The sequence below is a fragment of the Thalassovita sp. ABM4_323 genome, assembly GCF_056158665.1.
On record NZ_JBSWTS010000007.1, the window covers coordinates 1,114,872 to 1,139,452 of the forward strand.

General features: G+C 60.1%; 25 protein-coding genes. 10 read left to right on the plus strand and 15 right to left on the minus strand.

The window, feature by feature from the left end; all coding sequences use genetic code 11:
• Nucleotides 1-46: 46 nt before the first annotated feature.
• Complete coding sequence (locus ACXADQ_RS07835) at nt 47-532, plus strand: redoxin family protein (RefSeq protein ID WP_475318244.1); 486 nt, start codon at nt 47-49, stop codon at nt 530-532.
• A 97-nt stretch (nt 533-629) separates the two neighbouring features.
• Here the strand turns inward: ACXADQ_RS07835 and ACXADQ_RS07840 are convergent, their stop codons facing one another.
• The 7 genes from ACXADQ_RS07840 to ACXADQ_RS07870 all read right to left on the minus strand — a co-directional run bounded on the left by ACXADQ_RS07840 (nt 630) and on the right by ACXADQ_RS07870 (nt 7,326).
• Nucleotides 630-1,478 carry a mechanosensitive ion channel family protein gene (locus ACXADQ_RS07840; protein ID WP_475318250.1) on the minus strand — a complete coding sequence of 283 codons (849 nt, stop codon included), beginning with the start codon at nt 1,476-1,478 and terminating at the stop codon, nt 630-632.
• Nucleotides 1,475-1,771: a 4a-hydroxytetrahydrobiopterin dehydratase gene (locus ACXADQ_RS07845; protein WP_475318254.1), complete on the minus strand. Its 297-nt coding sequence runs from the start codon at nt 1,769-1,771 to the stop codon at nt 1,475-1,477. The genes ACXADQ_RS07840 and ACXADQ_RS07845 overlap by 4 nt, the downstream gene beginning before the upstream one ends.
• Nucleotides 1,768-2,946: a GNAT family N-acetyltransferase gene (locus ACXADQ_RS07850; protein ID WP_475318258.1), complete on the minus strand. Its 1,179-nt coding sequence runs from the start codon at nt 2,944-2,946 to the stop codon at nt 1,768-1,770. Before ACXADQ_RS07850 ends, ACXADQ_RS07845 begins: the two co-directional genes overlap by 4 nt.
• A gap of 50 nt (nt 2,947-2,996) precedes the next feature.
• Nucleotides 2,997-3,764, minus strand: a complete 768-nt coding sequence (locus ACXADQ_RS07855) for a glycerophosphodiester phosphodiesterase family protein (RefSeq protein WP_475318262.1) — start codon at nt 3,762-3,764, stop codon at nt 2,997-2,999.
• Nucleotides 3,761-4,225 (minus strand): RidA family protein, encoded by a 465-nt coding sequence (locus tag ACXADQ_RS07860; protein ID WP_475318268.1) that lies wholly within the window; start codon nt 4,223-4,225, stop codon nt 3,761-3,763. The genes ACXADQ_RS07855 and ACXADQ_RS07860 overlap by 4 nt, the downstream gene beginning before the upstream one ends.
• Nucleotides 4,226-4,288: 63 nt before the next feature.
• A complete protein-coding gene (locus tag ACXADQ_RS07865) occupies nt 4,289-5,596 on the minus strand; it encodes an HlyD family type I secretion periplasmic adaptor subunit (protein ID WP_475318271.1) in 1,308 nt (435 codons plus the stop codon).
• On the minus strand, nt 5,593-7,326 hold the full coding sequence (locus tag ACXADQ_RS07870; RefSeq protein ID WP_475318277.1) for a type I secretion system permease/ATPase: 1,734 nt from the start codon (nt 7,324-7,326) through the stop codon (nt 5,593-5,595). Before ACXADQ_RS07870 ends, ACXADQ_RS07865 begins: the two co-directional genes overlap by 4 nt.
• 247 nt (nt 7,327-7,573) lie before the next feature.
• Here ACXADQ_RS07870 and ACXADQ_RS07875 point away from each other — a divergent pair, with 247 nt between their 5' ends.
• Together ACXADQ_RS07875 and ACXADQ_RS07880 are read left to right on the plus strand one after the other, a co-directional pair.
• On the plus strand, nt 7,574-8,293 hold the full coding sequence (locus ACXADQ_RS07875) for an MlaA family lipoprotein (protein ID WP_475318282.1): 720 nt from the start codon (nt 7,574-7,576) through the stop codon (nt 8,291-8,293).
• 10 nt (nt 8,294-8,303) lie between these two features.
• Entirely contained in the window at nt 8,304-8,888 is a 585-nt protein-coding gene (locus tag ACXADQ_RS07880) for an MlaC/ttg2D family ABC transporter substrate-binding protein (protein WP_475326051.1), read from the plus strand.
• A 106-nt stretch (nt 8,889-8,994) separates the two neighbouring features.
• Here the strand turns inward: ACXADQ_RS07880 and ACXADQ_RS07885 are convergent, their stop codons facing one another.
• Nucleotides 8,995-11,169, minus strand: a complete 2,175-nt coding sequence (locus ACXADQ_RS07885) for a transglycosylase domain-containing protein (protein WP_475318286.1) — start codon at nt 11,167-11,169, stop codon at nt 8,995-8,997.
• Nucleotides 11,170-11,429: 260 nt separating this feature from the next.
• On the opposite strand from ACXADQ_RS07885, the gene ACXADQ_RS07890 reads away from it, so the two are divergent.
• The 6 genes from ACXADQ_RS07890 to ACXADQ_RS07915 all read left to right on the plus strand — a co-directional run bounded on the left by ACXADQ_RS07890 (nt 11,430) and on the right by ACXADQ_RS07915 (nt 17,269).
• Nucleotides 11,430-11,768, plus strand: coding sequence for a P-II family nitrogen regulator (locus ACXADQ_RS07890; protein WP_475318289.1), 339 nt, complete (start codon nt 11,430-11,432; stop codon nt 11,766-11,768).
• Between the two features lie 31 nt (nt 11,769-11,799).
• Nucleotides 11,800-13,134: an ammonium transporter gene (locus tag ACXADQ_RS07895; RefSeq protein ID WP_475318292.1), complete on the plus strand. Its 1,335-nt coding sequence runs from the start codon at nt 11,800-11,802 to the stop codon at nt 13,132-13,134.
• 132 nt (nt 13,135-13,266) lie between these two features.
• Entirely contained in the window at nt 13,267-15,120 is a 1,854-nt protein-coding gene (gene mutL / locus ACXADQ_RS07900; protein WP_475318298.1) for a DNA mismatch repair endonuclease MutL, read from the plus strand.
• Nucleotides 15,117-16,289, plus strand: coding sequence for a DNA recombination protein RmuC (locus ACXADQ_RS07905; protein ID WP_475318304.1), 1,173 nt, complete (start codon nt 15,117-15,119; stop codon nt 16,287-16,289). Before mutL ends, ACXADQ_RS07905 begins: the two co-directional genes overlap by 4 nt.
• A 79-nt stretch (nt 16,290-16,368) precedes the next feature.
• Nucleotides 16,369-16,695: a DUF3775 domain-containing protein gene (locus ACXADQ_RS07910; RefSeq protein WP_475318310.1), complete on the plus strand. Its 327-nt coding sequence runs from the start codon at nt 16,369-16,371 to the stop codon at nt 16,693-16,695.
• A gap of 286 nt (nt 16,696-16,981) precedes the next feature.
• Nucleotides 16,982-17,269, plus strand: a complete 288-nt coding sequence (locus ACXADQ_RS07915; RefSeq protein WP_475318313.1) for a hypothetical protein — start codon at nt 16,982-16,984, stop codon at nt 17,267-17,269.
• Between the two features lie 73 nt (nt 17,270-17,342).
• On the opposite strand, the gene ACXADQ_RS07920 is transcribed toward ACXADQ_RS07915, so the two are convergent.
• The 4 genes from ACXADQ_RS07920 to ACXADQ_RS07935 all read right to left on the minus strand — a co-directional run bounded on the left by ACXADQ_RS07920 (nt 17,343) and on the right by ACXADQ_RS07935 (nt 20,603).
• On the minus strand, nt 17,343-18,482 hold the full coding sequence (locus ACXADQ_RS07920) for a saccharopine dehydrogenase family protein (RefSeq protein ID WP_475318316.1): 1,140 nt from the start codon (nt 18,480-18,482) through the stop codon (nt 17,343-17,345).
• 18 nt (nt 18,483-18,500) lie between these two features.
• Complete coding sequence (locus ACXADQ_RS07925) at nt 18,501-19,556, minus strand: saccharopine dehydrogenase (protein WP_475318321.1); 1,056 nt, start codon at nt 19,554-19,556, stop codon at nt 18,501-18,503.
• A gap of 15 nt (nt 19,557-19,571) precedes the next feature.
• Complete coding sequence (locus tag ACXADQ_RS07930; RefSeq protein WP_475318325.1) at nt 19,572-20,231, minus strand: histidine phosphatase family protein; 660 nt, start codon at nt 20,229-20,231, stop codon at nt 19,572-19,574.
• A 90-nt stretch (nt 20,232-20,321) separates the two neighbouring features.
• Nucleotides 20,322-20,603, minus strand: a complete 282-nt coding sequence (locus ACXADQ_RS07935; RefSeq protein WP_475318329.1) for a DUF1330 domain-containing protein — start codon at nt 20,601-20,603, stop codon at nt 20,322-20,324.
• Nucleotides 20,604-20,697: 94 nt separating this feature from the next.
• Here ACXADQ_RS07935 and ACXADQ_RS07940 point away from each other — a divergent pair, with 94 nt between their 5' ends.
• Nucleotides 20,698-21,573, plus strand: coding sequence for a LysR family transcriptional regulator (locus ACXADQ_RS07940; RefSeq protein WP_475318334.1), 876 nt, complete (start codon nt 20,698-20,700; stop codon nt 21,571-21,573).
• On the opposite strand, the gene ACXADQ_RS07945 is transcribed toward ACXADQ_RS07940, so the two are convergent.
• From ACXADQ_RS07945 to ACXADQ_RS07955, 3 genes are all read right to left on the minus strand, one after another.
• Entirely contained in the window at nt 21,558-21,788 is a 231-nt protein-coding gene (locus tag ACXADQ_RS07945) for a WGR domain-containing protein (protein ID WP_475318337.1), read from the minus strand. The genes ACXADQ_RS07940 and ACXADQ_RS07945 overlap by 16 nt on opposite strands.
• Before the next feature lie 66 nt (nt 21,789-21,854).
• Nucleotides 21,855-22,559: a response regulator transcription factor gene (locus tag ACXADQ_RS07950; RefSeq protein ID WP_475318341.1), complete on the minus strand. Its 705-nt coding sequence runs from the start codon at nt 22,557-22,559 to the stop codon at nt 21,855-21,857.
• Nucleotides 22,556-24,448, minus strand: a complete 1,893-nt coding sequence (locus ACXADQ_RS07955) for a hybrid sensor histidine kinase/response regulator (RefSeq protein WP_475326052.1) — start codon at nt 24,446-24,448, stop codon at nt 22,556-22,558. The genes ACXADQ_RS07950 and ACXADQ_RS07955 overlap by 4 nt, the downstream gene beginning before the upstream one ends.
• Between the last annotated feature and the right edge of the window lie 133 nt (nt 24,449-24,581).

Below are 24,581 nucleotides of genomic sequence, written 5' to 3' on the forward strand. Positions count from 1 at the left end.
CTATATGCTTGCCAAAGGAAAACGCAACGAAGGACACGAGACAATCATGGGAATTTCACAGGGTGAACCGCTGCCAGAGGCAAAATTTCTGCAAATGACGGCAGAAGGGCCGCAAACCGTGACGCTGAGCGACAAGCTGAAGGGGCGCAAAGTGATTATTTTTGCGGTGCCGGGCGCGTTTTCGACCACCTGTCACGTAGCTCATATGCCCAGCTTTATTCGCACCAAGGATGCCTTTGCTGAAAAAGGCGTGGACGAAATCATCTGCGTGGCGGTGAACGATCCTTTTGTGATGAAGATGTGGGCCGAGGCAACCGGCGCGGATGAGGCGGGCATCACCTGCCTGTCTGATGCTGACGGGGCCTATGCCAAGGCGTTGGGTCAGGATTTCGACGCCGAAGTTGTGGGATTCTATGGCCGCTCGAAGCGCTATGCGATGTATGTCGAGGACGGTGTGGTGAAGGTGTTCCATCCTGAAACGACCGGCGGCTGCGAGATTTCCAGCGGAGAGGCGCTGTTGGCCGAGATCTGATTGACCCACACCGGGCGCGTTTTAGTTGCCGGCCGGGGAATGAGTGTTTTCAGAGCAAAGAAGGGGCCGGGTTTTGCCTGGCCCCTTTGCGTTGGGTTTAGCTGGACTGGATCAGCGTTTGCGTGGGGAAGGGGATATCGATCTGGGCCTTATCCAGGGCTTCTTTGACGGCGCGTTTCATATCGGCCTGGAAGGCAAAAAAATCGCTGGAGTTGACCCAGACCCGAACCAGGAAATCGACCGAGAAGTCGCCCAGATTGTTGACTTGCACAAAGGGGGCGGGATCGGATTTGGCGCGCGGATCGGCCATGATCGTTTCGCGGATGACCTGTTCGGCCAGTTTCAGGTCGGCGCCGTAGCCTACGCCAAACACCCATTCGGCGCGGCGTGTCGGGTAGATCGAGAAATTGGTGATCGTGTTGCCCCAAACCTGTGCGTTCGGGATGATGATCTGGACATTGGCGGCGCTGGCGAGCTCGGTATAGTTCAGCGAGATGGATTTGACCGCGCCCGTTTCCCCGCCGACCTGGACGAAATCGCCCAGCTTGATGGGGCGGAAAACGATGATCATCACGCCAGCGGCGACGTTGGACAGGGTGCCTTGCAGGGCCAGGCCGATGGCCAGGCCCGCCGCGCCGATCACCGCCACGAACGAGGTTGTTTGGACGCCGAATGTGTTCAGGACGAACAGTGCGGTGAAGATCAGGATCGCATATCGCGTGATATTGCCCAGGAAAATGAACAGCGTATCATCCAGCGCTTCGTATTTCAGGCCCAGCTTGATCACGCGGCGCCGGGCCCATCCTGCGATCAGGAAGCCTAGGATCAGGATCACGATGGCGCCCAGTATGCTGCCCAGAATTGTGGTCAGAAACTCGGCCGTCAGCGTGTCGCCCAGGGTGATGCCATTGGTGATCTCGATGGCAAGCAAGTCGGAGAAGGTCATTGTGTCAGTTGATCCATTTTTCGGGCCAGTTTCACGTCCTGAGCGCTGAGGCCGCCGACATCATGGGTGGTCAGCGTCACCGTCACGCGGTTCCAGACGTTGGTCCATTCGGGGTGGTGGTTCCATTTTTCCGCCCACATAGCCGCGCGGGTCATGAAGGCAAAGGCTTCCGTAAAGTCAGCAAACTCGTAAGTTTTGGTGATCGCGTCGCGCCCGTCCAGCTGTTTCCAACCGGCGGCCAGCAGCGGGTCCAGCATGGTTTTGCGACCGGTGTCGCTGAGTTTCTCGGTCATTGGTGGTCCTCCGTCTGGGACTTTTTGAAGGGGCCATAGTCGGTCAGGATTTCGATTTCTTCGGCCACGGCGCGGCGTTCGCCATCCAGGAATTGTTCCACGGCGCGGGCAAAACCGGCATCGGCGATCCAGTGCAGCGAATGCGTTTCCACTGGCAGATAGCCGCGCGCCAGCTTGTGTTCGCCCTGGGCCCCGGCCTCGACCTTTTGCAGGCCGTGCGTGATGGCATAGTCGATGGCCTGATAATAGCACAGTTCGAAGTGCAGGCAGGGGTGATCCTGAACGCAGCCCCAATAGCGCCCGAACAGCGTGTCCTGCCCGATGAAATTCAGCGCGCCCGCAATAGGGAGCCCGTCGGCTTCGGCGATGACCAGCAGGATGTCATCGCGCATCGTGGCATGGGCAATCTCGAAGAATTCGCGGGTCAGGTAGGGCGAGCCCCATTTGCGCGCGCCGGTGTCCTGATAGAACTGCCAAAAGGCATCCCAGTGGTGGGCCTTGATGTCTTCGCCGGTCAATTGCCGGATCGTGCCACCAAACCCCTGGGCCGTGCGGCGTTCCTTGCGGATGGTTTTGCGTTTGCGCGAGGACAGCGCAGCCAGAAAGCCTTCAAAATCGGCGTAGCTGTCGTTCAGCCAGTGAAATTGCTGCCCGGTGCGGTGCATCAGGCCCATTTGTTGACCGGCCAGCAATTCCGCCTCGGTGCAGAACGTGACGTGCAGCGACGAGACCTGGTGTTCGCTGGCCAGATGCACGGCCCCTTGGATCAGCGCGGACATGCCGGTGACTTCTTCGCCTGGCAAGGTCAGGAAACGTGGGCCGGTCACCGGGGTAAAGGGCACGGCCAGTTGTAGTTTGGGGTAGTACCGCCCGCCCGCGCGCTCGTAAGCGTGGGCCCAGGAGTGATCAAAGACATATTCGCCCTGGCTGTGGGATTTGGCATAGAGCGGCGCGCAGGCGATCAGCTCGTCACCGCGTTTGGCAGCCAGGTATTGCGGTTGCCAGCCGGTGCCCGCCCCGACCGAGCCACTGTCTTCGAGCGCCGACAGAAACCTGTAGGTGGTAAAGGGATCGGGGGCGCGGCCGTCGCCCGCACGTGCACAGGCGTCCCATGCGGACGGGTCCAGTTGGCTCAGGCTACCAAGCACCTGAATTTCAATGGTCTGTTCTGCCATAGTGTCCTTTGCGTCCCTTTTGGCAGTATCTGAGCCAATGGCGCCCCGGATCAAGCGGGGATCGCGGCGGCGTAGCCTTCAAAGGTCACATTTTCGGCGATCTTGCGGGCTTCTGCCTCGGCTTGCGCCGAGCGGATGGTCCAGCACAGCACATGCGCGCCCCGGTTTTTCAGCTCGGACACACGCGGGCGAGCCAAATCGGCGGCCTCGTGGCTGATGAAACAGGCGCCGACCGTGTCGTAATCGGGGATGTCGCGCAGCCGATCACGGGTGCGGGCGGGCAGCAATTGCCAGTCTTCGCGGGTATAGGCGCTGGTGGTCAGACCGCGCGGCACGTCCGGCGCATGAATTTGCATTTGCAGCATCGCGTTGGGGTTAAACGACATCACCGCCACATCGCCGGAATAGCGCTCCAGGGCCTCGGCCGTGGCGCGTTCCAGAATGCCGACATTCGCGCCCATCGCGCCGTCCTGATCCTTGAGCTCGACCAGCAGGGGGACGCGGCCGTTGATCAGGCTCAGCACCTCGGGGAAGGTGCGGATGGTGTCGGAGCCGCCCGTCAGGACGATCTGGGCCAGCTCTGCGGCTGTCCGCCCCCGGATCGGGCCTGTTTCGCCGGTCAACCGCCCCAGATCATAGTCGTGAAACACCATGGCCTGCCCATCCTTGGACAGTTGCAGGTCGATCTCGATCCCATAGCCGGCATCGATCGCGGCCTGAATGGCGCTGGTCGAGTTTTCCACCCGACCGGCTGAGATGTCATGATAGGCGCGGTGCGCGATCGGGGCCTTCAGAAACCCCTGCGGCAGGGCGGTCATTTGATCTGGAATATGGCTTCGATTTCCACAGCCACGCCCAGCGGCAGGGCAGCAGCGGACACGGCTGAACGCGCGTGGCGCCCCTTGTCCCCCAATGCCTCGACCAGGAAATCCGAGGCACCGTTGATCACCTTGGGCTGCTCCACATAGTCCGGGGTCGAGTTCACGAAACCAACCAGTTTTACCACGCGTTCCAGTCGGTCCAGATCCCCGTCACAGGCGGCCTTAAGCTGCGCCAACAGGCTGATCGCACAGGATTTTGCGGCGGCTGCGCCGTCCTCGGTCATCAGGTCATCCCCCAATTTTCCGGTGATGAACCCATCTGCATCCGAAGACACCTGACCGGACACATAAACCATGTCGCCGACAATCACATAGGGCACATAATTGGCGGCCGGGGCCGGGGCGTCGGGCAGAGTAACACCCAGCTGGGCCAGGCGGGTTTCAATGGTTCCGGTCATGTCCGTATCCTTGCGTTTGATATACCGGGCAGGCTAGCGCGCACCCCGCTGAATGCAAGCGCGCTATTCCCGGAAGGCCTTGGTGAAATAATCCGTCAGCGGTTTCACAAGATAGGCTAGCGGTGTGCGGTCCAGCGTACGAATAAAGGTTTCAACGGGCATGCCGGGCAACAAGGTGCTGCCTTCCGGTAAGCGAGATAGCTCACCTTCGTTCAGGTCGATTTCAACGCGATAAAAGCTCGAGCGGCTAGCCTCGTCCGTGAACGCATCGGGTGAGACCTGCGCGACTTTGCCGAACAACTCCGGTGTGGTGCGTTGGTCAAATGTCGAAAACCGTAAAGTGACCTCTTGGCCCACGAAAATCTGATCCACGTGGATCGGGGAAACCTGCGCCGCGATCACCAGTGGGCGGTCTTGGGGAACAAGGAACAACACCGGATCGGCCGGGCGGATCACAGAGCGCGGGGTATAGAATTGCAGCCCATAGACGATACCCGAAACTGGCGCGCGGATATCCAGGCGGTCCAGTCGTTGCAGAATGGCTCGACGCTTCTCAGCCAATTCCAGTTCGCGGTATTCCAAGTCCCGAAGCGTCGAGATCGCTTCTTCGCGGCGGCGCGTATCCAGTTTTAGGATTTCGATTTCGATTTCGGTGATGCGGCCTTCGGCTTGGGCGCGGCTGGCCGTCAGTTCACCAACCTGACCGCTTAGCCGAGCGCTTTCGCGTTGCAGCGCCAAAACCCGAGACGCCTGCGCCAGACCCTTGTCGAGCAGTTCCTGCTGGCTGGCCAGTTCCTGGCTGATCAAGTCCAATTGATTTTGCAGGGCAGTTCGCTGTGCATCGACACCTTCAATTTGGTTCAGAATCTGTGCGCGGCGCTTTTGCAGCTGCTCTATTTCCTTTGCTATCGAAGCCCCCCGAGCCGCCAACAGCTGTCTTTGGCCTTCTACCTGTGCCGCGATGTTCGGATCCTTTGCCGCGATTTCTAGCAGCAAGGGATCGAATTCAGCGGTTGCACGGCCGTCACGCTCTGCTTCCAGCCGCCCGCGGCGCGCCATCAATTCGAATAGCTGACCCTCGACGATCTTCAGTTCAGAGTCCAGCGTGGACGGGTCCAGCCGGACCAGCATTTGATCCGCGTCGACGAAATCGCCCTCGTCCACCAGAATATCAGAGATGACGCCGCCATCCGGGTGTTGCACGACTTGCCGGTTCTGGTCGACCTCGACCTGCCCCGAGGCAACAACAGCGCCCGAAATATTCGTGAACGCGGCCCATCCGCCAAAGCCGCCCACCAGCAGCAGCAAAGCCACCAAGCCAACCGTCATATGGCGTGAAACAGGGAAGCGTTTCTGGACCTCGCTGCTCATTGGACGCTTCCTTTGTTGGGCTCGCGCGCGATCTGTTGGTGGTTTTGAACCATCTTTTTCAGCACATCATCCTTGGGGCCAAAGGCTTTCACCTGGCCGCTTTCCAGCATCAGCAGCAGATCACATTCCTGAATGGCCGCGGGGCGGTGCGCCATGATCAGCACTGATTTGCCCTCGGATTTCATGGCGCGAATGGCGCGGTTCAGTGCTTGGCTACCCTCGTTGTCGAGATTTGAGTTCGGCTCGTCCAGCACCAAAATCACCGGATCCGAGTACATGGCACGGGCCAGGCCGATGCGTTGAATCTGTCCACCCGACAGCCGCCCGCCAGCGGCTGCGACCTGGGTATCATAGCCCTCTGGCATTTGCAGGATCATGGCGTGGGCATCTGCCTTTTTTGCCGCCGCGACGATCTTTTCCGCATCGGGTTCAGGGGATAGACGCGCAATATTTTCTGCGATCGTACCGTCAAACAGCTCGACCCGTTGAGGCAAATACCCGATCAATTGGCCCAGAATATTGGGGTCATATTGATCCAAAGCAGCGCCATCCAGTCGGATTTTTCCTCCGGCCGGGCGCCACAAACCTGTCAGTGCGCGCGCCAGAGTGGATTTCCCGGCCCCCGAAACACCAATGACCCCAACCGCCTGGCCGGGGGCCAGCGCAAAATTCACCATTCGCAACGTTGCCTGAGATTGACCGGGTGGGACAATGGTCAGCTGTTGCACGTCAAGCTTGGCCTGTGGCTTGGGCAGGGCGGTGCGCGGCGGCTCTTGTGAGACAGATCCAAGCAGCAGCGCCAGGTTGTCCCAACCCTTCATCGCCCGCTGGAAAACCGGCCATTGCCCGATGGCCAGTTCAATCGGGGCCAGCGCGCGCCCCATCAGGATCGAACCCGCAATCATCGCGCCGGGGGTTAGTTCGCCGATCAGAACCAGATAGGCCCCAAGGCCCAGCATTGCGGATTGCAGGAACAGACGGAAGGTCTTGGTCAATGTGCTGAACAATCCACCCGCGTCCGAGGCAGCAAGCGCTTGCGTCAGTGCCGTGTTGCGGGCTTTTTGCCAGCGCTGGAACGAGGCGTCTCGCATCCCCATCGACTGCACCATTTCAGCCTCGGACAGCATCTGACCCGAGATCTGCTCGGATTGGACAATGGCCATATTGGCATGGGCCGTCGGGCGTCGCGTGGTCATCTGGTTCAGAATGGCCAGCACGATCAGAAACAGCCCACCAGACAGGGCCAGATAGCCAAGCCAGGGATGGAACAGCAAAATCCCGGCCAGAAAGAACGGAGTCCACGGAATATCAAACAGCGCCATGAACGCGGGCGAGATCAGCAAGCGTTGTATGGATTCCAGATCGCGCAGACCCGTCGCGCTGTTGTCATCGGGCGCGATGGCCGATTTGCGGATAACGGCGTCGAACACGCGTTTGTCCAGGCGTGCCTGGAATCGCGACCCGATGCGGGCCATGATCCGGGCGCGCACAAAATCCAAAAGCCCCATCATTCCGTACAGAAAGGCCACGATCAACGTCAGCCCGAACAAGGTTTCAAAGGACCGGCTGCCAAGCACCCTGTCATAGACCTGCAACATATAGAGAGGCCCGGTCAGCATCAGCATATTCACGAAAAAGCTAAAGACCCCGGCGGCCCAGAACAACGCGCGGCTTTCTTTGCGGACAGAGCGAAGCTCGTCCAACCCTGCTTCTACTCGGGGGTTTTTCATGGGAAACGTGCTGCCATTAATCGTCTCGTCCCGGATGCGCGAAAATTTTCTCATTCATCCGCTTGGTTACCTTTGAGGCTGAATGATCTGTCGCTATATTGCCACAGATGGGGTTCATGCCGCTATGTGTGACTGGGTTTCGCTCAGTCTTCGTCTAAATAAAACACCGAAATTAATTTTGTGGAACAAAGTTGTGATGATAGAGCGATACAGGTCTTTCATTCGGCCTTCAATGGCGGCGTGTACCTTGGCGACAATTTTCGCCCTATCGGCATGTTCAACACCAGGCCCGGATTTTCCGGCCTCCGAGGTATACGACCCCTATGAAGAGGCCAACCGCAACACCCATGCCCTGAACAAGGCCATCGACAAGGCGGTTCTGCGCCCGGTGTCCAAGGCCTATGTCGCCGTTCTGCCCGAAGAGGCGGTGATCTCGGTCGGTAATTTCGCCGATAACCTTGGGGAGCCGTCCAGCGCCGTGAACCACCTGCTGCAAGGCGATTTGCGCGGCGTGACCCGCAACGTGACCCGGTTCGTGGTGAACTCGACGCTTGGATTTGGCGGCCTGTTCGATGCAGCCGCAGATCTGGGCGTGTACCCGGACGAGTCTGATTTTGGTGAAACGCTGCATGTCTGGGGCGCCCCAGAAGGCGCCTATGTCGAGCTGCCCTTGCTGGGCCCTTCGAACGAACGCGACACCGTCGGCAAAGTCGTCGGCTTCTTCACCGATCCGTTGGATTCGGTGCTGACGGTCCGGCAGAAAAATGTCGCCCGCTCGACCAAGGTGTTGAAACAGGTCGGCAATCGCGGGCGCTATGCCGATACGGTCAATTCCCTATTGTATGACAGTGCTGACAGCTATGCCCAGGGCCGATTGCTGGGCACGCAAAACCGGCGTCACGAACTGGGAATCCAGACCGAGGATACCTATATTGCTCCCGAAGACATAGATACCGAAGGTTTTTAAAATGTTGCCCTTGTCCCGCCGCACGTTTCTGGCCACCTCTGGTGCAACCCTGCTGGCTCCGACGGCCGCTTTGGCGCTGAATGATGCCCAGGCCAAAGGGCTCGTGAACGGCTTGGTTGGCGAAATCAATACCGTCATCGATTCCGGTAAATCCGAAACCGCGATGTACAAGGATTTCGAACGGATCTTCCGCAAATATGCGGATCTGTCCTATATCGCCGCCTATGCGATGGGGGTGGACGGTCGGCGCGCCACCAAGGCTCAGAAAAAGGCGTTTACCAATAATTTCACCGGATATGTCTCGCGCAAATACGGCAAACGCTTCCGTGAATTCATCGGCGGGCGCCTTGAAGTTCAAGGCGTGAAAAAGGTCAAAAGCTTCTACCAGGTGCGCACAATTGCCCATCTGCGTGGCGAGGCCCCCTTCGAGGTGGATTTCCACGTTTCGGATCGCACCGGCAAAGACCTGTTCTTCAACATGTATATCGAAGGCATCAACATGCTGCTGACCGAACGCGAAGAGATCGGCGCGATGCTGGATCGTCGCAAAGGCAATATCGACGCCCTGATCCGTGATTTGAAATCGGCGGGCTGATTGGCCACCAACGCGCTAAAACCAGCTTTTTCTTGGCCCAAATACCCCGGGGAGTCCGCGTCAGCGGACGGGGCAGAGCCCCACTCCCCTCTCTCTAAGCGCAGCCTTAGTGATTGGTGCCCAGCAGGTCGTCCAACAGCTTCTCGATCCCGCGTTTTGTCTTGTCGCGATCCGGTTTGGTCATGCGCGCCTCCGATCCTCCCTGCATCATCGGCAAGGGCGACACGGGAACACCTTCGTGAACGCGTTTCATGGTTTCGTGCCAGATCTCGGCGGGCAGGCCCGATCCGGTGACCCCGGTCAAGGGCGTGTTGTCGTCGTAACCCATCCAGACGCCCGCCACATAGTCCGCGCTAAAGCCGATGAACCAAGCGTCGCGCGCGGCTTGGGTCGTGCCCGTTTTGCCCGCGATCTGTCGGTCGGGCAGCACGGCGCGACGGCCTGTGCCCTCGGTTGCGGCGACATACATCATCCAGGTCAATTCTTCGGCGGCCTCTCGGCGGATCACGCGCTCTCCGATGCCCCCCGTGGCAGTCATCAGCGGGTCTCTGTCGCCCTGCATGCGCAGCTCTACCAGCCCATAGGGTTTGACCGAGCTCCCACCGTTCAAGATGCCCGCATAGGCGCCGGTCATCTCGATCAATGTGGATTCCGAGGCGCCAAGCGCCAGCGCAGGCCCCTGCGCCAGGTCTGATTCCAATCCAAAATCAGCGGCCACACGGCGCACGTTCTCCAGCCCCACCTCCTGCGCCATCTTCACCGCCGGGATGTTCAACGAGGTGCGCAGGGCCTCTTTCAGGGTCACACGGCCGTGGAATTTGCGGTCATAGTTCTGCGGCGTCCAGGGGCCAGAGCCGGGGATATTGATGGTGATTTCCTCGTCGACCACCACGTCATTCGAGGACCAGCCCATTTCCAGCGCGGTCGCATAAACAAAGGGTTTGAAGCTGGAACCCGTCTGACGCAAAGCCTGTGTTGCCCGGTTAAAGGCCCCGGCGACCTTGGTTTTACGTCCGCCCACCATGGCGCGCACGGCGCCATCGGCGCTCATGACAACAATGGCGGCCTGTGCCTTGGACCCTTCGCGCACCTTGTTCTCAAAGATATAGGCCAGCGCCTCTTCAGCAGCGGTTTGCAGGCGTTGATCCAGCGTGGTCTTGATCAACACGTCCGTGGAGGAATTGCGGGTAAAGAATTCCGGCCCCGAGGACATCACCCAATCCGCGAAATACCCACCGGCGCGGGCCTCGGCGGCTTCGGACAGCTGGGCAGGGTTGTCCAGTGCCTCTTGGGCGGCGCGGTCAGACAGATAGCCCTGTTCCTGCATCAGACCGATAACCACGCCTGCGCGGTTTTGCGATTTGATCAAGCTGTTGGTCGGCGCCAGGCTGGTCGGTGCCGTCAGCAGACCTGCCAGCATCGCGCCCTCGGCGGGGTTCAGCTGGGCGGCGGGTTTGCCAAAGAAACGCTGCGCGGCGGCCTCGGCCCCATAGGCGCCACCGCCCATATAGGCGCGGTTCAGATAGATACTGAGGATTTCGTCCTTGGTGTACTTGGTCTCCATCGCCAGGGCAAAGATCGCCTCTTTGCCTTTGCGCCATAGCGAGCCGCGCCGGCAGTCGGCCTCGTAGGCGGCTTCGCTTTTCCACTGGGTCTCGTCATACACCACGCCCAGACACAACAGTTTGGCGGTCTGCTGTGTGATGGTCGAGCCCCCGTGCCCCGACAAAGGCCCGCGCCCTTCGCGCAGGTTGATGCGCACGGCGCTGGCGATGCCGCGCGGGCTGAGGCCAAAATGGCGGTAGAATCGCTTGTCCTCGGTCGCGATCACCGCGTTTTTCAGGTGTGGCGAGACAGAATCAGCTGTGACAGCCCCGCCAAACGTGTCCCCGCGCCAGGCAAAGATCTTTTCGTCGCGATCCATCATCGTGACCGAGCCCTTGGCGCGCCCGTCCAGAAGCTCGGCAAGTGGGGGAAGGGTCGTATAGACATAGCCCACGGCCAGCGCGACCAGCACACAGCAGATCAGGCCAATACGCCAGGAAAACCCCCAGACCAGGCGGAAAACCCAACGAAACAGGGCCAAAATGGCTGCAATGACGGGATTGCGCTTGGGCTTCTTGGCCGCCGGTTTGCGTTTGGGCACCGGTTTTTTCTTGGCTGGTTTCTTGGGGGCGGGCTTGGCTTGCGGCTTTTTGGCCGCCGGTTTTGCAGCCTTTTTCCCGGACCCATACCGTTTGTCCGCAACCAAAGTTGGCTTCTTGCGCCGTAAATCACTCATGTCCTGCCCTGCCCGAGCCTGCTGTTTTGCGCATCATATCCCCTGCAATCGCGATTGTTGAGTTAATGATGTGTTCATATAGGCGTTTTTATTGTGCACACTTTTTGTGCAAATAATCATGTGCGATTAATTTTTAATCATTCCGACCTCAAAACAGTCGCATTTTTGGGCTGTTCCCTTCACGAACCGCCCAATCCTCGTGTTTTGCTGCGGGTGCAATCAGCGGGGGCTTCCCGCAGCATAACGACAAGGGGATCAAGGTGAAACTCATCATTGCTACGATCAAACCGTTCAAGCTGGAGGAGGTCCGTGAAGCACTGACCGACATCGGCGTGCGCGGCATGATGGTGACCGAAATCAAAGGTTTCGGCTCGCAGTCCGGCCACACTGAAATTTATCGCGGTGCAGAATACGCGGTGAACTTCGTGCCGAAAATCAAACTGGAAATCGTTGTGAATGCTTCGATGGCCGATCAGGTCGTTGAAACCATCACCAACACTGCCCGCACCGGCAAAATCGGCGACGGCAAGATTTTCGTGCTGGATGTCGCACAAGCAGTTCGCGTGCGTACCGGCGAATTGAACGATGACGCGCTGTAAGTCGCGCACGGGGGAAACTAAGGAAATGACTATGAACCTGACGAAAAAACTGGCCCTGGCCGCCGCGCTGACCGCGCTGCCCAGCCTGGGTCTTGCAGACGAAGGGCCGGTAGCGGGCGTGAACCCCTCGACGGACACCGTCTTCATCCTGAACTCGCTGCTGTTCCTGGTGGGCGGCTTCCTGGTGTTCTTCATGGCCGCTGGTTTTGCCATGCTGGAAGCCGGCCTGGTGCGTTCGAAAAACGTTGCCATGCAGCTGACCAAAAACATGGCGCTGTTCGGTCTGGCCGCCATCTTCTACTACCTGATCGGTTATAACCTGATGTACCCGCTGGGCACCTGGTCGGTCGAAGGTATCCTGTCCGGCGTTTGGGGCCCTGGTGTCCTGGAAGCCGTTGGCGTAACTGCTGATGCAGCCGACGATTATTCCTATGCGTCGACCGGTTCGGACTTCTTCTTCCAGCTGATGTTCTGTGCCGCGACTGCCTCGATCGTTTCGGGCACCCTGGCCGAGCGTATCAAGCTGTGGCCCTTCCTGATCTTCACCATCATCCTGACGGCCATCATCTACCCGTTCACCGCATCGTGGACCTGGGGCGGCGGTTTCGTTGGCGAAGCTGGCTTCTCGGACTTCGCTGGTTCGACCATCGTGCACTCGGTCGGCGGCTGGGCTGCTCTGACTGGCGCCATCATCCTGGGCCCGCGTCTGGGTAAATACAAAGATGGCAAAACCATCCCGATGCCCGGTTCGAACCTGACTCTGGCAACTCTGGGTACATTCATCCTGTGGCTGGGTTGGTTCGGCTTCAACGGTGGTTCGCAGCTGGCCATGGGCTCGGTTGGTGACGTTGCCGACGTGTCGCGTATCTTCTCGAACACCAACACTGCAGCAGCAGGCGGCGCTATCGCAGCCCTGATCCTGACGCAGATCCTGTACAAAAAGCCTGACCTGACCATGGTGCTGAACGGCGCGCTGGCTGGCCTGGTGTCGATCACCGCAGAGCCGCTGACCCCCACCCTGGGCGCAGCAACCCTGATCGGTGCAGTCGGCGGTGTGATCGTGGTCTTCGCGGTTCCGATGCTGGACAAGCTGAAAATCGACGACGTGGTTGGCGCCATCCCGGTCCACCTGATCGCCGGTATCTGGGGCACCATCGCTGTTGTCTTCACCAACGGTGACGCAACCATCGGTGCTCAGCTGTACGGTATCATCGTCATCGGCGCGGCCACTGTGGTCATGTCGGCAGTCGTCTGGTTCATCCTGAAAATGGTCATGGGCCTGCGTGTTGACGAAGAAACCGAGATCAACGGTCTGGATATGGCCGAGCTGGGTATGGAAGCATACCCCGAGTTCTCCAAAGGCTGATTTTCCTTCCTATCAGCTTGAAACCTGCCCGGGCGTCCTGCGCCCGGGCTTTTTCTTTGGTCTGCGCCCCTCGTGAACAAAGCGTGAAATCCCGTTGGCAGAATTGGCGCAGGCTATGCTACAGGTTGGGGTATGTCTCAGCCAAACCCCAAGATATCCACAGATCAGCCCGTCATTCGGCAACTAGACGACGCTGCGATCAACCGGATCGCCGCTGGTGAGGTGGTCGAGCGCCCCGCCTCGGCCGTGAAAGAGCTGGTTGAGAACGCGCTGGATGCCGGGGCCCGCCGGATTGATATTTCCATCGCTGACGGGGGTAAGACGCTGATCAAGGTCACCGACGATGGTTGCGGCATCGCGCCCGAGCAGTTGCCGCTGGCCTTGTCGCGCCATGCGACCTCGAAGATCGACGGTACCGACCTGCTGAACATCCACAGTTTCGGGTTTCGGGGCGAGGCGCTGCCCTCGTTGGGGGCTGTTGGACGGCTGACCATCACCAGTCGTGTGGCCGGGCAGGACGCCGCTCAAATCGCCGTGGCTGGCGGAGAGATGTCGCCCGTGAAACCCGCAGCCCTGACCAGCGGCACTGTGGTGGAACTGCGCGATCTGTTCTATGCCACGCCCGCCCGTTTGAAATTCCTGCGCACGGACCGGGCCGAGATGCAGACCATCACCGACACCGTCAAACGTCTGGCCATGGCGGAACCTGTCGTGGGCTTCACCCTGCGCGATGTCTCGGGCGGCGGCGAGGGCCGCGTGACCTTCCGTGCAGATCCAGAAAGCGGCGATCTGTTCGATGCGCTCCATGGCCGGTTGGCCCGTATTTTGGGCGCCGAGTTCGCCGAGAATTCGCTGAAGATCGACGCCGAGCGTGAAGGTTTCCTGCTGACTGGCTATGCCGCGCTGCCGACGTATTCGCGCGGCTCGTCCGTGGCGCAGTTCCTGTTCGTCAATGGCCGTCCCGTGCGGGACAAGCTGCTGTATGGTGCGCTGAAGGGCGCGTATTTCGACTTCCTCAGCCGCGACCGTCACCCCGCCGCCGCCCTGTTCATCGAATGCGATTCCCACAAGGTGGACGTAAACGTGCATCCAGCGAAATCCGAGGTCCGGTTCCGTGATCCCGGCGTGGTGCGCGGGCTGATCGTGTCTGCGCTGCGTCATGCGTTGGCCGAGGCCGGGCACCGTGCCTCGACCACCGTTGCGAATGCCACCTTGGGCGCTTTCCGGCCCGAACCGGTGGAGGCCCTGGCGCGAGTTTACCAGATGGATCGGCCCTCGATGGGGGCGATGCGCGCCAGTTATCAGGCGCAGGCGCCCGCGCCGGGCTTTGCCGATCTGGGCGATGCCTACAGCGCCCGCGTCGAAGAGGTGATCGAGACCCCCGAAGAAACCCCGCTGGAGCGGCTGCCGTTGGGGGCTGCCCGCGCGCAGGTGCATGAAAACTATATCATCGCACAGACGGAAACCGGCATGGTCATCGTGGACCAGCACGCTGCGCATGAACGGCTGGTCTATGAAAAGCTAAAGGCGCAGATGGCCGAGAACGGCGTGGCATCGCAAGCGCTTTTGATCCCCGAAATTGTCGAGCTTTCCGAGGGCGATTGCACCCGCATTCTGGACCTGTCTGAGGACCTGCAGAAACTGGGCCTGTTCATCGAGCCCTTCGGTGGTGGCGCGCTGGCTGTGCGCGAAACCCCTGCCATTCTGGGCGAGGTGAACGCCCGCGCCATGATCCTGGACATTCTGGACGAGCTGGCCGATCTGGGCAGCAGTCAGACCGTGCAAGCCCGGATCGAGGCGATCCTGTCGCGCGTGGCCTGCCATGGCTCGATCCGCTCGGGTCGTCGGATGCGCGCCGAGGAAATGAATGCCCTGCTGCGCGAGATGGAGGCCACGCCTCATTCCGGCCAATGCAACCACGGCCGCCCCACCTATGTGGAGCTGCGGCTTGCCGATATTGAACGCCTATTTGGACGGACAACATGACGATCAACGGACAGACCTATGACCTGAGCGATCCTTTGACGATGGCTCTGTTGGCGGGTGGTGCCGTCGTGCTGTTGATCGTGATCCTGCTGATCATGGCTGTGCGCGCTGCTGGACAATCCGCTCGCATGGCCGCGCCGCTGTCGCAACAGATGCAGCACTTGGGCCAGCGTGTGCAGATGCTGTCGGACGGGCAGCAGCAGCTTGCCGGAGGTTTGACCCATGTGTCCGAGGCGCAGGCGGCCTCGCAATCCAATATGTTGCAATTGATGGAAAAGCGGCTGGCGCAGGTGAATCATAACATGACCGAGAACCTGCAAGGCTCGGCCCGGCGCACGGCGCATTCCTTGGGTGAATTGCAGCAACGCTTGCAGGCCATCGACAAGGCGCAGGACAATATCACCAAGCTGTCGGGCGATGTGCTGAGCTTGCAGGACATCCTGTCGAACAAACAAACGCGCGGGGCCTTTGGCGAAATCCAGCTGCGCGATATCGTGTCCAAAGCGCTGCCCGCGGACAGCTTTACCTGGCAGGCGACCCTGTCCAACGGCAGGCGTGCCGACTGCCTGATCCATCTGCCCAACCCGCCGGGCCCCATCGTGATCGACAGTAAATTCCCGCTGGAACCTTACGAGGCGCTGATCCGCTCGGAAACGCAGGACCAGTTCAACCGCGCGGCCACGATGCTGCGTCAGGCCGTGCGCACCCATATCAAGGCGATTTCGGAAAAGTACCTGATCGAGGGCGAAACCGCCGATGGTGCGTTGATGTTCCTGCCCTCCGAGGCCGTCTATGCCGAGCTGCACTCGCGCTTCCCCGAACTTGTGCGTGAAGGGTTCGACAAACGGGTCTGGATCGTGTCGCCCACGACTTGCATGGCCACGCTGAATACGATGCGCGCGATCCTGAAAGACGCTCGAATGCGCGAGCAGGCCGGGGCCATTCGCAAAGAACTGGCCCTGCTATTCGCCGATGTGGAGCGTCTGGGCACGCGGGTGGAAAACCTGGACCGGCATTTCGGGCAGGCGGCCAAGGATATCTCGGAAATCAAGATCAGCGCGGACAAGGCTGGCCGCCGTGCCCGCCGTCTGGACAATTTCGACTTCGAGGAATTGGCCCCCGAAGCCGAGCAGCCCGTGGTTCGCATCGACCGCCCCAAGGGCGCCTAGGCGTCTTTGCCCCAGATCAAGGCGCGTCAGCGCTGATCGGGCCACTGTGCGGTGACTAAGCGCAGACAGGAGAGCACCGATGCTACAGATCAATTTGACCAAAGTCGCCAATGTCATCCTGATGGCCCGCGAACTGGACCGCGCCGAAGGAGAGCTGCGCGCTTTTCTGGATCGGCTGACCGAAGAAGAACAAGTGGATCTGGTCGCCGTGATGTGGATCGGACGCGACAGCTTTGATGCAGACGAATTCGAAGAGGCCCGCGCCACCGCCATTGCCGAGGCCACGGTGCCCACGCCCGACTATTTGATTGGCACGCCGCATCTGTCGGATCACCTTGAAACCGGGCTGGAAGCCCTGGGTCTGTCTGTCCAAGACGAAGAAGATGACCTGATCCGCGGCGGCTGACGCCCAAGGTTAGAATTCCCCGAATTCAAGACGCGAAATTTCACGTGTCCTCGCGATGCGCGTGAGAAGGCGTGAAAATCGGGGCGTTTTCCCGCTGCAATGCAGCAATTTTTCTGAGATTTCAGAGGCTTGCCTGCTCACGCGTTTGTGTCGTGCGGAAATGCAGAGTAGTCCTGAATTTTCGCACGTATTTCAGAGGGTTGCGCCCCTTGAGGACGCGCCTTTCCGGCCCCATTTCGGGTTCAGATCGAACGAGCGATCACCCAAACCGGAAAGGAAATACACAATGAAATATGCAATCATCACCGCTATCGCTGCCTTTGGCTTTGCTGCTCCTGCTGTTGCGCAGAACGTTGATGGCGATGCCATCGTCATGACCCGCAGCGTTCCCGCTGAAACCGTTTTTGGCCCCGCTGACTCGGGCGAGCGTTTCAACGAAGTCAACGTGACCTTCGGCGAACAGATCGTGCAAAGCCTGGGCATCACCGATACGCCTGCCGTTAGCGACCTGACCACTGCCTATGTCTTTGATGGCGCTGCCGACACCGGCAACATCGAATTCCCCGCATACTAAGCACTATGCGGAACAAAAGATGCGCCTGCCACTCCCAGCAGGCGCATCTATGATTCTTGGCTGGTGCGAAGGATCAAAGATGATCGACGATGGCCAGATGTTGAGCCAGAGTGTCGATCTCGGCCAACCATTGTTTCACCAATTTCGGATCTGACGGCGCAGCGCTGACACCTGCGGGAATTGCACGCCTGGCCACCGCCTGAACCGCGAGCGAAACGGGCACAGAGACCAAACGCGCCATGGCAGTGCCGTCAGCATCGCCCCAGGCATCCATCGTGTAGGTCTGATGCCAGACGGGCTGTTCATTGTTTTCAGCCTTCAGGCTGACACACATCACCACTCGGTCGGGTTCCCCATCGTCATAGGCGTTTTCGGCCCAGAACTGATCGGACATTTCGGCCAGGCGGGTCTCGCCCGCGTCCCCCTTCAGCGTTTCGATTTCGGCGAAGACATCCGCCCAGGCCTCGGCCCATCCTCTCAACCGCAATGTGCCGCGCACGAATTCTTTGACCTGCCAATCCGGGTTGAACTTGTAGTCGGCCATAAAGGGCAGGGAATCCCGGTTCGGGTAGACCTCGAACGTTTCAGGCGCGGGCAGCGGAGCGTCGTAGCGGCTGATCGCATCCCATGGCCGGTTCACGTCCAGTTGCGTGAAATCGCGGATCGAGCGCGAGGGCGACCGTAATGCCTTGAGCACGCCCAAAGGCGACCAGCTGAATTTATAGCGGAAAGGATTGGGATGTTTGGGAATGCCGCCGCAGTAAGAAATGAACGACAGTGTGTTGCCGGCGTCATAGGCGCTCGAGGCTCGGTAGGCTGCGACCAGTTCATGCGCCATCAGATGATCGATGCCAGGGTCCAGCCCGACCTCGTTCACAAAACACAGCCCCTTGTCGCGGGCTGCACCATCCAAAGCACGCATTTCCGGTGAGATATACGAGGACGACACGAAATGCGCCCCTTTGGTCAGGCAAAGCTGTGCCAGGGGGACATGCCAATCCCCCGGCAGCATGGACACAACGATGTCCTCGGGGCTCAGCGCATCGCTGAGCGCGTCGATATCAAAGGCGCGGATATCGTCGGTAAGGTCCCCTACAGCCTCGGTTGCTTTGGCGGTCGTGCGGTTCCACACAGTGACGGCGTCATCCGCTTGCAACAGGCGGCGCAGACCGGGAATGGCCGACAGGCCGGTGCCGCACCAATGAATGGTCATGTGGGCTCTCCTTTGTGGTCAGAGAGTTTCGATATGGTCGCGAAACACAGCCTCGGCGCGGCCCCAAACACCATCCGTCAGTGCATCCAGTGTCAGCAACGAGGGCAAAAGCTGCGCGGCATAATCCTGCGAGCTTTCAACCGGCAACATCGAGGGCAAATTGTCAATTGCCATCACGTCCATCACCGGGGCCTCGGCGACCCGCAGCGCAGGCGCCTCCCAGGTGGTGACGCGGTCATAGACCGGCACCGGATTATAGTCGCTGTCAGGGTCACAGGCGACATCGCCGATCGCGGTCAGGGCTCGTGGCGCATCCAGGGCATCACGCGGGACGAAAACAGGCGTGCCCGGACGGGCAAAGATACAGTTCAGGAACAGGTCGTGTTCCAGAATTTCGGGGAAGGGGCCTCCGCTGGCGGTTTCGGCCATGTCCCATTTGGTGACATCAACACCCATAGCGCTGCACAGATCCGCCGCGCCGGTGCCCACGCGGCCCAGGGCACCGATCACGATGGCGCGCGGACGATCAGCGCCAATGGCATTCAATTCCTGGCTCAGCTCAGCGTTCAGGGCATCCTTGTTGGGATAGACCCCGACAGGGCCGCAGATTTCACCGCGCTGCTGGGCCGCCCATGTTTTCAGTGTCACCGCTGCGCCCGCATAGCCCGCCCAATAGCCAAACGCGGCGACCCGGCGACCGCTTTCATCAACCAGATATTCCAGATCATAGAGCGTGCCGCCACCGGCCTTGAACCGTTCCAGCAGCGCGCGACCCGAATGCTGCCCCTTGAAGGCATGGCCAAACATGATGTGTTTGTGTGGCAGGGGCGTGCCGTCTTCGGGCAGTTCTTTCAGACCAAAGATAATCGCGTCCAGTGGCGCGTCGGGCCAGCTGTTTTCCGGCGCGATGTCTGCGCCGGCATCAATGTAGCCCTGCAAAGGGATTGCACGGGTCTGGCTTTGTTCGAGAGTCACCCGCATACCGGCATCAATCAGTGCCTTTGCGCCTTCGGGCGTCAGGCCGACGCGGTCTTCGTTGGCGCGTTGTTCGGCGCGAACCCAAAGATGTGTCATGGCTGCTTCCTTTGATTACAGATGCGTTTGAGCAAACTGGCGGTCGGGGCGATCCAGATGCGGGATGGCGTTGAATTGCGTCATGCTCAGGTCGTCCCCGATCCGGTGCAACCGGTGCATCGAGGTGTTCATGATCGCCATGCAGGTGCGCGAAAAGGCTGTTACATCCAGCCGCATGGCCTGTTTGAAACACATGCCGATCAACCCGCCCGAGGTCACAACCAAAGAGGGCCCGCGACCCTGATCAATGTCCAGAATGGCCTCCCAGACGCGAGTTTCGAATTGTTGGAATGTCTCGTAGGGGTCCTGGATCTCGCCCGCCTGCCATTTGGCCAGCATCATCGGCATATAGGTCACGAAATCCTCGCGGTTTTCGGGCAGGGGGATGCCCTGCTGATCCAGCAAAAGATTGGCGAGTGTGAAGAACTCCATCTCGTTCAGGCGCGGGTCCTGAATGATCTCGGCGCGGGTATGGGCGCGCATCTCCTCGGCCGTTTGGCGATGGCGGCGCAGGGTGCCGCAGTAGACGCGCTCGAAATGCTCGCCCGTGTCGTCCAGGTGATCGCCCAGCCATTTGGCTTGCTGGCGGCCCAGATCGCTGAGATTGTCATAGCTGTCTTCGTCCTGGGCGCCGGTGTTGGCCTGGCCGTGACGAATAAGAGTAATGGTGGACATGGGCGCTCCGGCTTTGCTTGGGACAGGGGTAGGCAAAGCCAGAGCAAGGTTCAAGCGTCGTTGATCAAACTGACGCTAAGTTCGGTGCGATCAAGCCAGCAGAATGATCGAAGATTCCCCGATGCTGCGGCGTTTGTCATGCAGCGCGGCCAGCTCTGAATCCTCGAACCAGTTCATCGCGCTTTCGCGATCCGGGAAGGACAGAATGCCCGCCATGTCGGGTTCGTTGACCGGGCCCTCGAGTTTCGTGGGTTCGGGCACCACGGTGACGAATCCACCACCGTGTTTGGCCAGCGCATCGCCTGCTTTCTCGCGATAGGCCAGCATGGCGTCGTGGTCGGTGACTTTCAGATGAACGAATGCATAGATCATTTGGTCTCTCCTATGTTGATGACCGGAAAATGGGTGGGGTCGTGTGCAAATAAAACGCGTGTATTTGCGTGTTAGACATGCAAAAATGCATGCTATGGAGATATCCTGGGATGATCTGCGCACGGTTCTGGCCGTGGTTCGCGGTGGGACGCTGGCCAAGGCGTCCCAAGCGCTGGGCGTGAACTATACAACGGTAGCGCGCCGGGTGTCCCGGGCCGAGGCCGCGCTGAACACGCGCCTATTTGATCGGCTGGCGGATGGGTATCACCCGACCCAAGCCGGGCTGGCCGTGGCGCGCCGGGCCGAGGCGATGGACGCGCAAAGTCAGGATTTGCTGCGCGAGGTGTCCAGCTTGCAAGAGGACGTCGCGGGCCCCTTGGTGGTAACCGCGCCGCAACTGCTGATCGCCTCGCATCTGCATCAGGTGATCGCGGATTTCATGCGCGCCTATCCCCGGGTTGATCTGACGGTGCGGGCCACGAATGACCTGTTGGATCTGAATCGGCGCGAGGCGGACCTGGCCATACGCATTCAGCGCAATCCGCACGAAACACTTGTGGGGCAAAGGCTGGCCGCGCAGCAAACTGCGGCCTTAGCCTCGGCTGATCTGGCCCAAAAGATAGAGGCAGGTGAAAACTGGGGCTGGCTGGGCTTCACCAACTGGACGCAGCCTCCGCAGGCCTCGTTGCACCGCCATCCGGATGCACCGATCCTGCTGCGTTTTGACGACATGATTGCGGTGATCGCTGCGGCCAAAGCGGGGATGGGCGTTGCCCGGATGCCGTTGTTTGTGGGGCGCGCAAACGGGTTGCGGCAGGTCGATGTGATGGAGCCTCAGGACTATGCCGATATCTGGGCGCTTTCGCACCGCGATATCGCGCGCATCCCCAAGGTCCAGGCGTTTCGCGACATGCTGATCCCATTTTTTCGGGCGCATCGACAGGATTTCGTGGATCAGGCGCGGGAATAGCCGCGTTTTAGGGTGCGGTTGCGCACTTTGTCGGCGGCCTCAGAGGCCTTGCGCAAGCTGTGATAGATATCTATCCGCGACACCCCGCGCCCGCCCTTCAGGCCCCATTCACGCAGCAAGGAAACCTCCTCGAACAGGTTATAGCAGAGTTCCACACGGTAATATCTGGCGCGCCCGGTCTTGGGACAGTCGCGGTACATCAAGCAGCTGAGCATACCCAAGCGTATCGTGCCGCCGAATTGGGTGCAAGTGGGTAAGGTGCTGGTCTGATTAGCGAAAAGTTAACGCCAATCCACATCGCCCAGGAAAATATAGCCCGCGCCGTAGATCGTTTTGATCAGACGCGGGTTTTTCGGGTCTTCCTTTAGCTTGGTCCGCAGGCGTGAAATGCGCACATCCATCGCCCGGTCAAAGCTTTCGCCCGCCGCGCCGCCCAGCGTTTCCTGCATCAACGCGCGGGAAATCAGCCGTTTGGGGCGTTCCAGAAACAAGCGCAACACCTCGCCTTCGGCATGTGAAAACGGGGTTTCGGCGCCGGTGTCGTCCTCCAGGATATAGCGATCGAAATGGGCGCTCCAGCCATTGAAAACGGCGGTGTTCCCGGTTTGAGGGGCAGGTTTGTCACGGCGCAAACGGGCACGGATGCGGGCCACCACCTCGGAGGGCTCGAAGGGCTTGATGATATAGTCATCGGCCCCCAACTCCAGCCCCGTTACGCGATCCTGCACCTGCGCGCGCCCGGAAATGATGATGACGATCGCCCCCTGTTCCAGCGCCAGACGGTGGACCAGCGTCAGCCCGTCGCGATCAGGCAAGGACAGATCGACCAGGCAGACATCGGGCGTGGAGGTTTTCAGCGAGGCTTCGAATTCGGTCGCGCGGGCAAAGCTCATGGTGCGAAACCCGGCCTCTTCCAAGGCAACCGACAACATCGAGCGGATCGCAGGTTCGTCATCAAGGATTGAAACAAGAGGTGTCTGGGTCATGGTGTCGGCGGTTTGGTCAGAAACAAGGTGGCCAGCTGAGCCTGGGAAAAGGGTTTGGGCAAAACTGGGGCTAAATGGGTGGCAGCGCGAAACAGGTCGTGATCCGGCGCCAGCGAGGTCATGAGGTAACAGGGCGGATGCCCATTGGGAAGGGCACGCAGGAAATCGACGCCCGTCATCTCTCCGGCCAGCGAGATATCGGACAGGATGCGTGTGATCTCGGGCAGCTCGGATTGCAGGATCAGGGCCTCTTCGGCGGACGAGGCCTCGATCACCGTATGCCCCAGATCGGTGAGCATTTCACGTATGCCAGTGCGCAGGTCGGGGCTGTCCTCGACCAGCAATACAAGGCCCGGTTTGGCGATGGTGTCGACGACCCGCAGCGGCAAGCGCAGGATCACTTGCCCGCCGCCGTCCTCGGTATTGCCAAGCCGCACGCGCCCCCCGGCCAGTTTGGTCATGTCATAGACCATCGCCAGCCCCAGCCCGGACCCTTCACCGCCCTTGGTGGTGAAAAACGGCTGCAATGCATTTTCCAGCGCGGCCTCGGAAAACCCAGGGCCGTCATCCATCACGGCGAACTCGATCCAGACACCTTGCACGGGTGATACTGTCAGGGTGATCTTGCCTGTGCCACCGCAGGCATCGCGCGCGTTCAGGATCAGGTTCAGCAGGCTGTCTTGCAACATGCCCGTGTCCAACAGCAGAGTATCGTCGCGCACCAGATTGTTGATATGCAGCCGCATCGTGTCGGGTAGGGCGGGCAGCGCCAGAGTTTTCATGTCTCGCAACAGCGCAGACAGGCTGGCCGGTTGCGGGTTCCAGTCGCGCGCGCCGGTGATGTCGGCCAAACGGTTCAGCAAGGTGCCCCCGCGCTGGGCTGCCGACAACGAGGCCTTGACCAGTGCGCGCGCCGGGGCGGGCAGCTCCATCTTTTGCAACCGGCTTTGGCTGCCCAGCATGATCGTCAGCAGGTTCGAAAAATCATGTGCCAGCCCGCTGGTCAGCTGCGCGGCCATTTCGCGGCGGCGAGTCTGTTGCAGGGCGGCGCGCGATTGCGTTTCCTCGGTGATGTCCATCGACATGATATAGACCCCCGCGACAGCCCCTGAACTATGGGACTGATCAGGGGTAAAAGAGACGCGGATTTGTCGGCTGCTTTGTTCGTCGTTGAATTCGAACACGGATGAGGACCCGTCAAAGGCACTGTCCAGATGGGGTTGGATGGCCTCGTAGGCGGCCTCGCCCAACGCATCGCCGATAAACATGCCCACGATGTCCAATGGCCGCCCCGGCATCACCGCAGATAAGCGCCGGTTCGAGTAGGTATAGCACCGATCCGGCCCCACATGGGCGATATGAGCGGGCATCATTTCAGTGGTCAGACGGGTGCGCGCCTCGATTTCGGTCAGGCTGCGCTTGGCCTCTTCCAGGGCACCGATGGTTGATTCCAGTTTGCGGTTTGCGGTGGACAGTTCCTCGGCATAGGCCAGCACCTTGTCGGTCAGCTCCTCGGACCGGGCGCGCAGCAGTTCCTCTTGTTTCTTGATCCGGGTGATGTCGGTATACACGGCGACCCAGCCGCCCTGGGGCAGCGGGCTGCCTTCGATCGAGATGCGCTGACCGTTCGGGCGGGTGCGTTCCAGATAGTGCGGCGCAAACGCCAGCGCCTGTTCAACCCGCTGCTGAACCACCTGATCGCCGTTGGTTTCGTCGCCGTATTCACCGCGTTCGGTAAGATAGCGGATCGTGTCCTCGAAACTGGCGCCGGGGGTCACCAATTCGTCGGGCAGATCGAACATCTCGCGAAACCGTCGGTTGCATACGACCAGATTCAGCTCGTTGTCATAAATCGAGAGCGCCTGCTGAATCAGATTCAGCCCGGCCATCGTCAAGGTGCGCGTATCGCGAAACAAGATTGGCACTCCTTTGTGTAACTTGCTGAAACTGAACGGTAATTGGCCTGTTTAGCCCCGCGTGCAACGGGCAGAAAATCCCGTGTTTCCCTACTGTTACCGCCAT